General features: G+C 73.4%; 11 protein-coding genes. 7 read left to right on the forward strand and 4 right to left on the reverse strand.

The features are described from left to right. Window positions 1-54: 54 nt before the first annotated feature. Entirely contained in the window at window positions 55-1,065 is a 1,011-nt protein-coding gene (locus ACFCX4_RS27615; protein WP_376147826.1) for an adenosine deaminase, read from the reverse strand. A 282-nt stretch (window positions 1,066-1,347) separates the two neighbouring features. Here ACFCX4_RS27615 and ACFCX4_RS27620 point away from each other — a divergent pair, with 282 nt between their 5' ends. The 5 genes from ACFCX4_RS27620 (at window position 1,348) to ACFCX4_RS27640 (ending at window position 7,595) form a co-directional block, all read left to right on the forward strand. Then, window positions 1,348-1,629: a DUF6158 family protein gene (locus tag ACFCX4_RS27620; protein WP_376147829.1), complete on the forward strand. Its 282-nt coding sequence runs from the start codon at window positions 1,348-1,350 to the stop codon at window positions 1,627-1,629. Between the two features lie 119 nt (window positions 1,630-1,748). Continuing rightward, window positions 1,749-3,137, forward strand: coding sequence for an NADP-dependent succinic semialdehyde dehydrogenase (locus tag ACFCX4_RS27625; protein WP_376147832.1), 1,389 nt, complete (start codon window positions 1,749-1,751; stop codon window positions 3,135-3,137). Between the two features lie 373 nt (window positions 3,138-3,510). After that, window positions 3,511-3,969: an RICIN domain-containing protein gene (locus tag ACFCX4_RS27630; protein WP_376147835.1), complete on the forward strand. Its 459-nt coding sequence runs from the start codon at window positions 3,511-3,513 to the stop codon at window positions 3,967-3,969. Window positions 3,970-4,290: 321 nt separating this feature from the next. Further along, the gene (locus ACFCX4_RS27635) at window positions 4,291-5,754 is read left to right on the forward strand and encodes a DUF2079 domain-containing protein (RefSeq protein ID WP_376147838.1); all 1,464 of its coding nucleotides are present in this window, start codon (window positions 4,291-4,293) and stop codon (window positions 5,752-5,754) included. Window positions 5,755-5,864: 110 nt separating this feature from the next. Then, window positions 5,865-7,595: a DUF2079 domain-containing protein gene (locus ACFCX4_RS27640; RefSeq protein ID WP_376147841.1), complete on the forward strand. Its 1,731-nt coding sequence runs from the start codon at window positions 5,865-5,867 to the stop codon at window positions 7,593-7,595. Between the two features lie 100 nt (window positions 7,596-7,695). On the opposite strand, the gene ACFCX4_RS27645 is transcribed toward ACFCX4_RS27640, so the two are convergent. Then, window positions 7,696-7,977 carry a hypothetical protein gene (locus tag ACFCX4_RS27645; protein ID WP_376147844.1) on the reverse strand — a complete coding sequence of 94 codons (282 nt, stop codon included), beginning with the start codon at window positions 7,975-7,977 and terminating at the stop codon, window positions 7,696-7,698. 33 nt (window positions 7,978-8,010) lie between these two features. Next, on the reverse strand, window positions 8,011-9,057 hold the full coding sequence (locus ACFCX4_RS27650; RefSeq protein WP_376147847.1) for a Ku protein: 1,047 nt from the start codon (window positions 9,055-9,057) through the stop codon (window positions 8,011-8,013). A 126-nt stretch (window positions 9,058-9,183) separates the two neighbouring features. Between ACFCX4_RS27650 and ACFCX4_RS27655 the strand changes: the two genes are divergently transcribed. After that, the gene (locus tag ACFCX4_RS27655) at window positions 9,184-9,471 is read left to right on the forward strand and encodes a hypothetical protein (protein ID WP_376147850.1); all 288 of its coding nucleotides are present in this window, start codon (window positions 9,184-9,186) and stop codon (window positions 9,469-9,471) included. A 75-nt stretch (window positions 9,472-9,546) separates the two neighbouring features. Here the strand turns inward: ACFCX4_RS27655 and ACFCX4_RS27660 are convergent, their stop codons facing one another. Beyond that, window positions 9,547-10,869, reverse strand: coding sequence for a metallophosphoesterase (locus ACFCX4_RS27660; protein WP_376147856.1), 1,323 nt, complete (start codon window positions 10,867-10,869; stop codon window positions 9,547-9,549). Window positions 10,870-11,138: 269 nt separating this feature from the next. Between ACFCX4_RS27660 and ACFCX4_RS27665 the strand changes: the two genes are divergently transcribed. Then, window positions 11,139-12,596 (forward strand): amino acid permease, encoded by a 1,458-nt coding sequence (locus ACFCX4_RS27665; RefSeq protein WP_376147853.1) that lies wholly within the window; start codon window positions 11,139-11,141, stop codon window positions 12,594-12,596. Window positions 12,597-12,770: the final 174 nt, after the last annotated feature.

Consider the following 12,770-nt stretch of genomic DNA (forward strand, 5'->3'; position numbering starts at 1 on the left):
CCGCACGGGTCCGGCGGCGAGGCGCTCCCGCGGGAGCGGCGTGGTCGCGCCGGGTTACGGGCGGACGGTCGCCCGGGGGGCGAACTCGTAGGCCGCGACCTCCGCGAGCAGGGCGGCGCGGCGGTCCTCGTCCAGGAAGGACGCCTCGAAGGAGTTGGCGGCGAGGAGACGCAGCGTCTCGTCGTCCAGGCCGAGGGCGGCGGCGAGGGCGTCGAAGTTGTCGCCCGCGTAGCCGCCGAAGTAGGCCGGGTCGTCGGAGTTGACGGTGGCCAGCAGGCCGGCCGCGAGGATCGCGGGCAGCGGGTGGTCGGCGAGGGTGTCGATGCAGCGCAGCCGGACGTTGGAGAGCGGGCACAGGGTGAGCGGGATCCGCTCCCGGGCCAGCCGCTCGACCAGCGCCGGGTCCTCCAGGCAGCGCAGCCCGTGGTCGATCCGCTCGACGCCGAGCACGTCCAGCGCCTCGGTGATGTACGCGGCCGGGCCCTCCTCCCCCGCGTGGGCGACCCGGTGGAGGCCCGCCTCGGCGGCGCGCCGGTAGACCTCGCGGAACTTGGCCGGCGGGTGGCCGACCTCGGCGGAGTCCAGGCCGACGCCGGTGATCCGGGTGCCGAAGTACGGGCGGGCCGCCTCGAAGGTCTCCACCGCGGACTCGGCGGACTCGTCGCGCAGGAAGCACATGATCAGCCGGGTGCTGATGCCGTGCCGCTCCTCGCTGCGGTCCAGTGCCCGGCCGAGGCCGTCCACGACGACGGACAGCGGGACGCCCCGCGCGGTGTGCGCCTGCGGGTCGAAGAAGATCTCGGCGTGCCGGACGCCCTGCTCCGCCGCCCGGGCGAGGTAGGCCTCGGCGAGCCCGGCGAAGTCCTCCTCGGTCCGCAGCACGGCCATCAGCGCGTAGTACAGGTCGAGGAAGGACTGCAGATCGCTGAACGCGTACGCGCGCCGCAGCTCCTCGGTGTCCGCGTACGGCAGTGCGACGCCGTTGCGGGCGGCGAGCGCGAAGGCCAGCTCGGGCTCCAGCGTGCCTTCGATGTGCAGGTGCAGTTCGGCCTTGGGGATGGGCATCGGTGTCTGTCCGCGACTTTCGGTATGGATTCGCTAGGGAGTCGATACGGGTACGAAGTGGTCATCCTACGTTTCCGCGCCCTCCGACCCCTCATCGGGCAGATCCCGCCGCCCCCGCGGCGGGTCCGGCCGGCAGCCCCGGCGGGCGGGGCCGGCACACCTGGCCGCCGAGCCACCCGGCCACCGGGACCCACGGGCGGTGGGCGGGTGTACCGGCGGGGCTCACGGGGCACCGGGTAGTCGGGGGGATCTCGGGACGCTTCCGCCGAGGAGGTAACGGACATGCGGCACCCCGACGCCCCGCACACCAGGCCCGAGGGCATCTCCGCGCACGCCCTGGACAACGACACCCTGGTGCACGAGCTGGAACAGCTGCACCGGACCAGGCACGAGACCTTCCTCTACGGCTCGGAGGAGGCCCTGAAGCGGCACACCCTGCGCACCGGGCAACTGGAGGCGGAGTACCTGCACCGGTTCCCCGGCCGGGTGGTCGCGGCCGGCCGGACCAGGGCCGGCGCCCGTGCCCGCGAGGCGGCCGCCCGCGCGGAGTCGCTGCCCGGGTAGCCGGGGCCGCCCGGTCGCCGCCCGGCGGGACACGCCGGGCGGCGGTGGCGTGCCCGGGCGCGGGCCGTGGGCGAGGGTGGGAGACCGACACCCACTCCGCGCCCCCTGGGAGGGCCCCGATGCCCATCGCAAGCGTGAACCCCGCGACCGGCGAGACCCTGGAGACCTTCGAGCCGCTGGACGCGGCCGGCCTCGAACAGCGGCTGGCCCGCGCCGAGGCGGCCTTCCGGACGTACCGCACCACCTCCTACGCCCAGCGCGCCGGCCTGCTCCGCCGCGCCGCCGACCTGCTCGACCAGGACCGCGAGAGCGTCGCCCGGACCATGACGGAGGAGATGGGCAAGCCGCTCACCGCCGCCCGCGCCGAGGCCGCCAAGTGCGCCCGGGCCATGCGCTGGTACGCCGAGAACGCCGAGGCGCTGCTGGCCGACGAGCATCCGGACCCGGCCGACGTGGCCGACGCCGGAGCCGCCCGCGCGTACGTGCGCTACCGGCCGCTCGGCGCGGTGCTGGCGGTCATGCCGTGGAACTTCCCGTTCTGGCAGGTGGTGCGGTTCGCCGCGCCCGCGCTGATGGCGGGCAACGTCGGCCTGCTGAAGCACGCGTCCAACGTGCCGCGCACGGCGGTGGCCCTGGAGGAGCTGTTCCGCCGGGCCGGCTTCCCGGAGGGCTGCTTCCAGACCCTGCTGATCGGCTCGGCCGCGGTGGAGGGGGTGATCCGCGACCCCCGGGTGGCCGCCGTGACGCTCACCGGCAGCGAGCCGGCCGGGCGGGCGGTGGCGGCCACGGCGGCCGACGAGGTGAAGAAGGCCGTCCTGGAGCTGGGCGGCAGCGACCCGTTCGTCGTACTGCCGAGCGCGGACCTGGACGCCGCGGTGGCGACCGCCGTCACGGCGCGGGCGCAGAACAACGGGCAGTCCTGCATCGCCGCCAAGCGGTTCATCGTGCACACCGACGTCTACGACCGGTTCACCGCGGCGTTCACCGCCGCGATGCGGGCCCTGCGGGTCGGCGACCCGATGGCGGAGGACACCCAGGTCGGCCCGCTGGCCAGCCGGCAGGGCCGGGACGACCTCGCCGGGCTGGTCGAGGACGCGCGGGCGCACGGGGCCGGAGTGGAGTGCGGCGGGCGCCGGCCGGAGGGCCTGGACGCCGGGTGGTTCTACGAGCCGACCGTGCTGACCGGCATCACGCCGCGGATGCGGATCCACCACGAGGAGACCTTCGGTCCGGTCGCCACGGTCTACCGGGCCGGGGACCTGGAGGAGGCGCTCGCACTGGCCAACGACACCCCGTTCGGGCTGAGCTCCAACGTCTGGACGGAGGACCCGGCCGAGCAGGAGCGGTTCGTGCGGGACATCCAGGCGGGCGGGGTGTTCTTCAACGGCATGACCGCCTCGCACCCCGCACTGCCGTTCGGCGGGGTCAAGCGCTCGGGCTTCGGCCGCGAGCTGTCCGGCCACGGGATCCGGGAGTTCTGCAACGTCACCACGGTGTGGATCGCCTAGTTCCGCTTCGGCGCAGGGTGGGAGGGGTTGCGCGAACTCCGTTCGCGCGCCCTGCGCCATGCACCGTGCGCCCCGATCGGATCCGGCCAGATTTCCGGACCGTCGATTGATCCGCTTTGTCCGGTTCCCCCAGAAACGGTGCAGCGGAAATCCAAGCACCCCTTCACATTGCGGAAACACACCCTCCACGAAATCCCTTCGCCAACAAACAGACGTAAATTATTCAGCTCATATGAATAACATTCCGAAGATACAAACAGGAGGTGGCCGAACAAAGCCGCGGCCGGCCGCGGCAAAGAGCGGCCGCAGCGCATTTCCCGCTACGTTCTGTTCCGACCGGCCGGAGGGTCGGTCACCACGGGAAGGAAATGCGATGAAGCTCCTCCAGCGCACCGCTGCCCTCGTCGCCTCGGCGGCCGTCCTGGCCGGCGGAACGACCGTCGCGGCCGCCGGCCAGGCGAGCGCCGCCACCACCGAGGTCACCCTCCAGAACGTCGCCACCAGCCGCTACCTGGACAGCAACGGCAACGGCAACGTGTACACCCTCCCCGGCAACGGCGGCTCCTACCAGCGCTGGTACGCCAACGACCTGGGCAACTCGACCTACACCCTGCGGAACAAGGCCACCGGCCTCTACCTCGACTCCAACGGCAACGGCAACGTCTACACGCTGGGCGGAAACGGCGGCTCGTACCAGAAGTGGGTCAAGCGCCGCGCCTCGTACGGCTACACCTACCAGAACGTCGCCACCGGCCTGTACCTCGACAGCAACGGCAACGGCGACGTCTACACCCTGGGCGGAAACGGCGGCTCGTACCAGCAGTGGAAGTGATCGCGAATCAGTTCGCCGATCCACCACCACCAGCGGTGATGTGACGAACGGTCACAAGAAGAATGCCCTTCCCGGCAGACCGATCGCCGGGGAGGGCTTCTCCGTGTTACGGTGCCCGCCCCGGGGCCCACGCGCTCGGTGGCGTTCGCCCATGGCTGAACCGGCCCGCCGCCCCGGACCGCCGAGAAGAATCGGCCGGAAGACCACTCGCACCCGGAACGACGGGGATGTTCAGTGACAATTAGTACACTCACATCAGCACTTCACCGCAGGGCGGAGGGTGACGAACCGTCGATCACGTCAAACCCCGCCGATCGGCGGGTGCGATTCATCCCCTGGGCGGTCACCCTCACCCTGTTCCTGATCTATGCGTTCTTCACCGTCCGCCGCCACGAACTCCTGCTGACCAGCGGCTACGATCTCGGAATCTTCGAACAGGGCGTCCGCGGCTACGCCGAGGGCCGCGGCCCGATCGTCGAGCTCAAGGGACCCGGCTTCAACCTGCTGGGCGACCACTTCTCCCCCGTGCTCGCCGCCCTCGCCCCGTTCTACTGGATCTGGCCCTCCGCCAAGACCCTGCTGCTCGCCCAGTCCGCGCTGGTCGCCCTCGCCGCCCTCCCGCTCTGCCGCTGGGCGCTGCGCGGCCTCGGCCCGGCCGGCGCGCTCGTCACCGGCCTCGGCTACGGGTTCTCCTGGGGGCTCGCCTCGGCCCTCGGCTTCGACTTCCACGAGATCACCTTCGCGGTGCCGCTGATCGCCTTCTCGGTCGCCGCGCTCGGCGAGCGGCGCTGGCTCGCCGCCGCCCTCTGGGCCGCGCCGCTGGTGCTGGTCAAGGAGGACCTCGGCATCACCGTGGCCGCCGTCGGCGCCTACGTCCTGTGGCGCGGCGACCGCCGGATCGGCGCGGCCACCGTCCTGTTCGGCATCGGCGCCTCGCTGCTCGAACTGCTGGTGCTGCTCCCGGCGATGAGCCCCGGCGGCAGCTTCGCCTACTGGGACAACCTCAGCGGCGGCTCGGGCGGGCGCAACCTGCTCACCCTGCCGCTCGACCTGGTCACCCCGGGCGAGAAGGTCACCACCGTCCTGCTGCTGCTCGCACCGACCCTGCTGCTGGCCGCCCGCTCGCCGCTGATGATCGTCGCGCTGCCCACCCTCGGCTGGCGGCTGCTCTCCAACAACCCGGCCTACTGGGGCACCAACTACCACTACAGCGCCGTCCTGATGCCGATCGTCTTCCTCGCCTTCGTGGACGTCCTGGTGAGGTTCCGCGAGCGCGACGGGATGCTCCCCCGGCGGCTCGCCCGGGCGGCCCTGCCGGCCAGCGCGGTGGTCACCCTGGCACTGCTGCCCGGGTTCGCCTTCAGCCAGCTGTTCGGCACCGAGCTGTGGCGCACCCCGGCCAGGGTCGAGGCCGCCCGCTCGGTGCTGGCGGGTGTCCCGGACGACGCCCGGATCGCCGCCTCCAACCGGCTGGTGCCGCAGCTGACCAACCGCTGCGAGGTCATCGTGTTCGGCTGGCCGCAGAACTGGTCGAGCGCCGAGTGGATCGTGGTCGACGAGGACCGGCCGATGGGCTGGCCGCTGCCGCCCGAGACGGAACGGCAGCAGGTCGCCGAGGCCAAGCGCAGCGGCTACCGGGTGGTCCGCAGCGACCACGGCATCACGCTGCTGCGGCGTGCCCCGGGCGACGCGGCCCCGGCGGCGGCCGAGCCAGGAGCCGCCTCCCCGGACGGCGGCGCCCCGCAGGACGGCACACCGGGAACCGGCGCACCGGGAGCAGGCTGAGCCGCCCCGGCCGGACCCACGGCCACCCACCCGTCCGCGGCAGCGGCCCGCCACCGCACCCGCCCCTCGCCTCCGCCTCCGCCTCCGCCTCCGACCGATTCAGGGATCCCGTGCCAGTCGAAACCGGGCTCGACCCGTCCACCCGTCCGAGCCGCCCACTGCTGCCGCGCGTCACCCGCCCGTCCGCACCCGGCGCAGGCGGTGCGCTCTCCGGACGGCGGACCGCCGTCCTGACCCTGCTCTGCCTGGCCGTCACGGCGGCCTGCGGACTCCAGCAGTGGTCGGCGGTCCTGCTCGGCGGCTTCGACCTCGGCATCTTCCACCAGGGCGTGGCCGGCTACGCGGACCTCGGCCTGCCGATCTCCCCGGTCAAGAGCTACCACCACGAGTTCCCGCCCGGCTTCTCCCTGCTGGGCGACCACTTCTCGCCGATCCTCGCCGCACTCGCCCCGCTGTACTGGATCTGGGAGGACCCCCGCGCCCTGATCCTCGGCCAGGCGGTGCTCTTCGCGGCCGGCGTGCCGCTGATCCGCCGGATCGCGGTCCGCTGCTTCCCCCGCCCGGACGGCACCCCCGCCGGTGCGGACACCGGGGCGCCCGGCGCCGACGGGTCCGGCACGACGGGGTCCGACGCCGCGCACACCCGGACCGTCCGGTGGGTCGCCGACCTGGCCGGCCTGGTCTACGGCATCGGCTGGCCACTGCTGGCCGCCGGACGCGGCGGCTTCCACGAGGTCGCCTTCGCCACCCCGCTCATCCTGCTGATGCTCGAACGCGGCCTCGCCCGCCGCTACGGCACCGCCGCCCTCGCCGCCGCCCTGCTCTGCGCCACCAAGGAGGACCTCGGCCTGCTGGTCGGCGTCTACGGCCTCGTCCTGCTCTGGCGCAACCGCCCGCGCGGCGACCGGCAGGGCGACCGGGCCGGCGACCGGCGCGGCCTCGCCTGGGGCGCCGGACTCCTGGTCGGCGGCCCGCTGGCCTCCGCCGCCGCCATCGTCCGGCTGATCCCGGCGATGGGCGGAAAGCCCGACTACTACTGGGTGTACGGCGCGATCGGCCCCGACGCGAGGACCGCGTTCAGCAACCTGCTCGGCGACCCGCTCCTGCTCGTACAGGCCGCCACCGACGCCACCGTCAAGCCGCTGCTGGTGCTCTGGCTGTTCGGGACCCTGCTGCTCCTTCCGCTGCGCTCCGCGACCACCCTCTGTCTGCTGCCGCTGCTCGCCGAGCGCGTGCTCTCCGACAACCCCAACCACTGGTCGATCGCCCACCACTACGACGCGCTGCTGTGGCCGGTGCTGCTCACCGCCGCCCTGGAGGCGCTCGGCGGCCTCTACGCCCGCGGCGGGACCCGGCGGCGCGCCGCGTACGGAGCGGGCCTGACGGTGGTGGCCGTCTCGCTGGTCAGCAGCCTGGCCCTGGGCGGGGTGAGCCTGCTGACCCCGGCCTTCTGGCGGCCCTCGGCCAGCAACGCGGCCCTGGTCCGGGGCGCCGGGCAGATCCCGGACGGCGCCCGGGTGGAGGCGGACAACCAGGTGGTGCCCCGGCTGGTCGGCCGCACCGACGTCGTCCTGGTGGACGCCACCCCGCGCGGACGCGACTACGTCCTGATCCGCTCGGACACCCGGACCTTCCCGTTCCAGACCTCGGCCGAGCAGGCCGAGCGGATCGACCTGCTGCTCGCCCACGGCTACCGGCAGGTCTGGGCCGAGGACGGGGTGGTGCTGCTGCACCGCGAGAGCGACGAGCCGGTGCCCGGCGAGCGGGTGCCCGGGGACGACAGCACGCCGGTGAAGGAGATCGTGCCCTCGGACGTCGGGCACAACCTGTTCAAGGGCTGAGCGGCGGGCCCGGAACCCCGGAGCACGCGGACGGTGTCCCCGGCCGCGCCGGCCGGGGACACCGTCTGGCGGGGCCGGGGACACCGTCCGGCGGGGCCGGTCAGGTGGCCAGGCGGTGACGGCCCGGACCGGGCGTCCGCCAGCGCACGAACACGCCGGCCAGGGCGACCAGGGTCGCGGCCCAGACGACGCTGAAGACGATCAGCATCGGCAGCCAGGTCACCTGGGAGGCGACGGCGCCGAGGCCGAGCGAGAGGCCGACCATGAAGACCACGGCCGTCGGGGTGAGACTGCAGAGCCAGTGCAGGACACGGTGCGCCCGGCTCGGACTGGCCGGCGCGTCGGGGCCGGTGTCCAGGGCCTTGTAGGTGATGAGGTCCATCGGCGATCGCCTCCGGGGAGGGTGAGGGGGAGGTCAGGAGGCCTTCCGGGGAGTTGCGGACTTCCGGGTCGTGGTCTTCTTCGCGGTCGTGGTCTTCTTCGCGGGGGCGCCCTTCCGCGCGGTGGTCCGCCCGGCGGCCTTCCCCGCGGGCTTTCCCGTGGCTGTTCCCCCGGTCTCTCCGGCGGCCCTCCCGGCGTCCGTGGTCCGCTTCGCGGCGGCCCGCTTGCGCGGGGCCGGCGCCCCGTCTGCGCCGTCCTCCTCCGCCGCTCCGGCCGGAGCCTCCTCGCGGCCGCGGCCCGGATGGGCGTCCTGGGCCTGCCGCAGGCTGCTGCGCAGCGCCTCCATGAGGTCGATGACGTTGTCCGGCGCCTCGCCCGTCTCCTCCTCGTGCGGCACCTCGACGCCCTGCAGCCGCGCCTCGATCACCTGCTGCAGCGCCTGCTGGTAGTCGTCGTGGAGCTGGTCGAGGTCGAAGTCCTCGGAGAGGGTCGTCATCAGCGAGCGCGCCATCCTCAGCTCCTGCGGCCGGACGGTGACGTCCTCCTCGGGCGCGATCCCGGCCGCCGGGCGGACCTCGTCGGGCCAGATGCAGGTCTGGAGCACCAGCGTGCCGTCGTGCACCCGGAGCACCGCCGGGGACTCCCGGGTGCGCAGCGCGATCTTGGTGACGGCGATCTGCCCGGACTCGACGAGGGCGTCGCGCAGCAGTGCGTAGGGCTTGGACGCGGCCTTGTCGGCGACGCCGACGTAGTAGGCCTTGGAGAACATCAGCGGGTCGATCTCGCCCTCGTCGACGAAGGCCAGCACGTCGATGATCTTCTTGCTGGGCAGCGGGAGGTCCGCGAGGTCGTCCTCGGTGAGGGTGACGGTCCGGCCGTCCGGCGACTCGTAGCCCTTGGCGATCTCCGCGTACGGGACCTCCTTCTCCTCCCGTTCGCAGTACCGCTTCATCCGCACCCGGCCGCCGTCCTTGGCGTGCACCTGGTGCAGGGGGACGTCGTGCTCCTTGGTGGCGGAGTACAGGTGGACGGGGATGGAGACCAGGCCGAAGCTGATCGTCCCCTTCCAGGTGGTCTGCATGGGGTCGCTCCTTCCCGGAGCCGTCCCGGCGGTCCGCGCCGGCCGGGAGCCCGGCCCCGGAGAGTTCCACTCTGCCCGGATTCGCCCCGATCGGCCACAGGATGCCCTCCGGGGGACGATGGGGAGGTGGAACGGAACACCGGACCGGCCGGGCCAGCCCCGGCGCCGGACACGACGACCTACCGGGTGCGGTACGTGCCGGCGGGCGCGGACGGCACCACCGGCGCGGGCGGCGGGTGCAGCGAGGCCGGCGGGGGCCGCGCTGCCGGTGCCCGGCGCCCGGCCGTCGCGGAGGTGACCGTGGTGCCGGGGTACTCGCGGGAGAGCGACATCCCGGCGATCCTGGCCGCCCGTCTGACCGGGCGGCCGGGGGAGGGGCGGCGGATCGTCGTCCTGGCGATCACCGAGGCCTGACCGCGCGGGCCCGACGGACCGGACCCGGGCGGCCGGACCCGAACGGCCCAGCCGGGCCCGGCCGGGCCCGGCCGCTCAGACCTGGAGCGAGGCGAGCGTGACGATGGTGATGTCGGACGGCGCGCCGACCCGGACCGGTGGGCCCCAGGCGCCGGCGCCGCGGGTCACGTACAGCTGGGTGTCGCCGTACCGCTCCAGCCCCGCGACGGTCGGGTTGGCGAGCTCCGCCAGGTAGTTGCCCGGCCAGAGCTGCCCGCCGTGGGTGTGACCGGAGAGCTGGAGGTCGACGCCGTGCCGGACGGCGTCGTGGATGGTGACCGGCTGGTGCGAGAGCAGGACGGCGGTGCGGGCCCGGTCGCGGTCGCCGAGCGCCTTGCCGAAGTCCGGGCCGTCGCCCTCCTCCTCCCCCGCGAGGTCGTTGACCCCGGCCAGGTCGAAGCCGCCCAGCTCCACCCGGGCGTTCGCCAGCGGGTGGAGGCCCAGCTCCCGGACGAAGTCCACCCAGGGGGCCGCCCCGGAGAAGTACTCGTGGTTGCCGGTCACGAAGAACGCCCCGTCACGGGCCCGCAGCTGCGCCAGCGGTTCGGCGTCCCGGCCGAGTTCGGCCACCGTGCCGTCGACCAGGTCGCCCACGACGGCGATCAGGTCGGGCTGCGCGCCGTTGATGGTGTCCACGATCCGCTGGGTGTGGGCGCGGCCGAGGATCGGACCGAGGTGGATGTCGCTGACCACGGCGATCCGGTAGCCGTGGGCACGGGCCGGCAGCTTGGCGAGCGGGACGGTGACCTGCTTGAGGCGGGGTCCACGCAGCACCCCGTAGGTGCCGGTGCCGACCACCGCGGCGGCGGCCCCGGAGGCGCCGAGCGCGACCGCCCGGGCGACGAACAGCCGCCGCTCCGGGGAGGGCACGGACGGCACGGGCGCGGCCCCCTCCGCCGCGGGCCGCTCGGCGGGCGGACCGGCCGGGGCCCCGGCGGTCACGGCGGACGTCGCGGCGGCCGACGGCCCGGCGGACGACGCGGCAGACGCGGCGGACGCGGCGGACGCGGCGGCGGACGGCGCCGTCACGGGTACGGCCGCGCGCCGGGCGGGCAGGCGCAGCAGGAGCGGCCGGAGCAGTTCGCCGACGGCCAGCGCGAGCAGCAGGTAGAGCAGCACCGGCAGCCACAGGTAGCCGGGCCAGGCCAGCCAGCGTTCGAGCGCCATCGGGAACAGCTGCCCGCCGACCACCGCGCCGACCGAGAGCACCGGCAGGACGACCGCGAGCACCGTTCCGGTCCTGCGCCAGCGACCGCCGGGCACCGAGACGTCGCGCACCAGCCGCCGCCACAGGTACCAGTGGGCGAGGGCCAGCACGGCCAGGACGAGGAGGGCGCCGAGCACCACGAGGACGATCATCACGCGGACAGTATGGACGGCCGCCGGACAACCCCCTCAGGAGGGCTCCAACCTGCTGGCGCTGCGTCAGATTTGAGCTTTCCGGCACACCTTTTCACCCGCTCTGACCTGGCCTTTTGCGTCCGCTGAGCGAACATTTGCCAAGGCCTTGTTCCGATACCCGGAGGGAGAAGTTAGGTTGCACCGCAATGCGCGGATCCGTCCCCCACCCTCCGGCGCTTCGAGCCGAGGGGCAGGCCCGCGCCGGAAAGGCACAGGGCACCCTCACGATGAGTGCGGACACCACCACCCGGGCCGGCTCCCCTCCGGCCGGCTCCGCGGGCACCGACGGCCGCTCCCCCGGCCACGGCCCCGGCGGCGACGGCCACCTCAAGGCCGGACTGAAGAACCGTCACCTCTCCATGATCGCCATCGGCGGCGTGATCGGCGCCGGCCTGTTCGTCGGTTCCGGCGCGGGCATCGCCACCACCGGCCCCGGCATCCTGCTCTCCTACGCGCTGGCCGGTGTGCTGGTCGTCCTGGTCATGCGGATGCTCGGCGAGATGGCCGCGGCCGACCCGCAGAGCGGCTCGTTCTCCGCCTACGCGGACCGGGCGCTCGGCCGCTGGGCCGGGTTCAGCATCGGCTGGCTCTACTGGTTCTTCTGGGTCGTGGTGCTGGCCGTCGAGGCCACCGCCGGTGCGAAGATCCTCAACAGCTGGATGCCGGGCGTCCCCCAGTGGGCGTTCGCCCTGATCGTGATGGCCGTGCTGACCGCGACCAACCTCGGATCGGTCGCCTCCTACGGCGAGTTCGAGTTCTGGTTCGCCGGCATCAAGGTGGTGGCGATCGCCGCCTTCCTGGTCGTCGGCACGCTGGCGGTGTTCGGCCTGCTGCCGGGCACCGACGCGGTCGGCACGAGCAATCTGACCGGGCACGGCGGCTTCCTGCCGCACGGGGTCGGCGCGGTGTTCACCGGCATGCTGACCGTCGTCTTCGCCTTCATGGGCAGCGAGATCGTCACCCTGGCCGCCGGCGAGTCGGAGAACCCGGAGAAGGCGGTCAGCAAGGCGACCAACAGCGTCATCTGGCGGATCGGCGTCTTCTACCTGGGCTCGATCCTGCTCGTGGTGACCCTGCTGCCGTGGGACTCCGACGCCGTCAAGGGCAGCCCGTACGTCGCGGTGCTGGAGCACGTGGGCATCCCCGGCGCCGGCCGGGTGATGGACGTGATCGTGCTGACCGCCGTGCTCTCCTGCCTCAACTCGGGCATGTACACCGCCTCGCGGATGGCCTTCTCGCTGGGGCAGCGCGGGGACGCGCCGAGGGCCTTCGCCACGGTGACCAAGCGCGGCGTGCCGCGGGTGGCGATCCTCTCCTCGGTCGTGTTCGGTTTCGTCGCGGTGTTCTTCAACTACACCTCGCCCGACACGGTCTTCTCCTTCCTGCTGAACTCGTCGGGCGCGGTGGCGCTCTTCGTGTGGCTCGTGATCTGCTTCTCCCAGCTCCGGATGCGCCGGATCATCGAGCGCGAGTGCCCGGAGCGGCTGACCGTCCGGATGTGGCTGTACCCGTACCTCACCTGGGCCGCGATCGGCATGATCGGGTTCGTGGTGGCGTACATGTTCACCGACGCCGACGGTCGGAAGCAGATGTACCTGTCGCTGGTCGCCGCGGCGATCGTGCTCGCGGCGTCGGCCGTGGTGGGCCGCCGGCGGCGGGCCGCGGCGGTGGCACCGGCCTCCTGAGCCGGAGCGCAGTACCGTCCGCGGGCACCGGGCCCGGGAGCCGTTGCGGAGGCTCCCGGGTGCTAGGGCCATGGTTCTACGACCAGGGCTCCGAGTATCGGTAGATCCGCGCATCGGTGACATCTGGCAGGGTGCCAGGCCGTCAGGAGCCGAGGTAGGTGAGGACCGCGAGCT

The sequence above is a fragment of the Kitasatospora sp. NPDC056327 genome (genome assembly GCF_042261735.1).
Lineage (GTDB): Bacteria > Actinomycetota > Actinomycetes > Streptomycetales > Streptomycetaceae > Kitasatospora.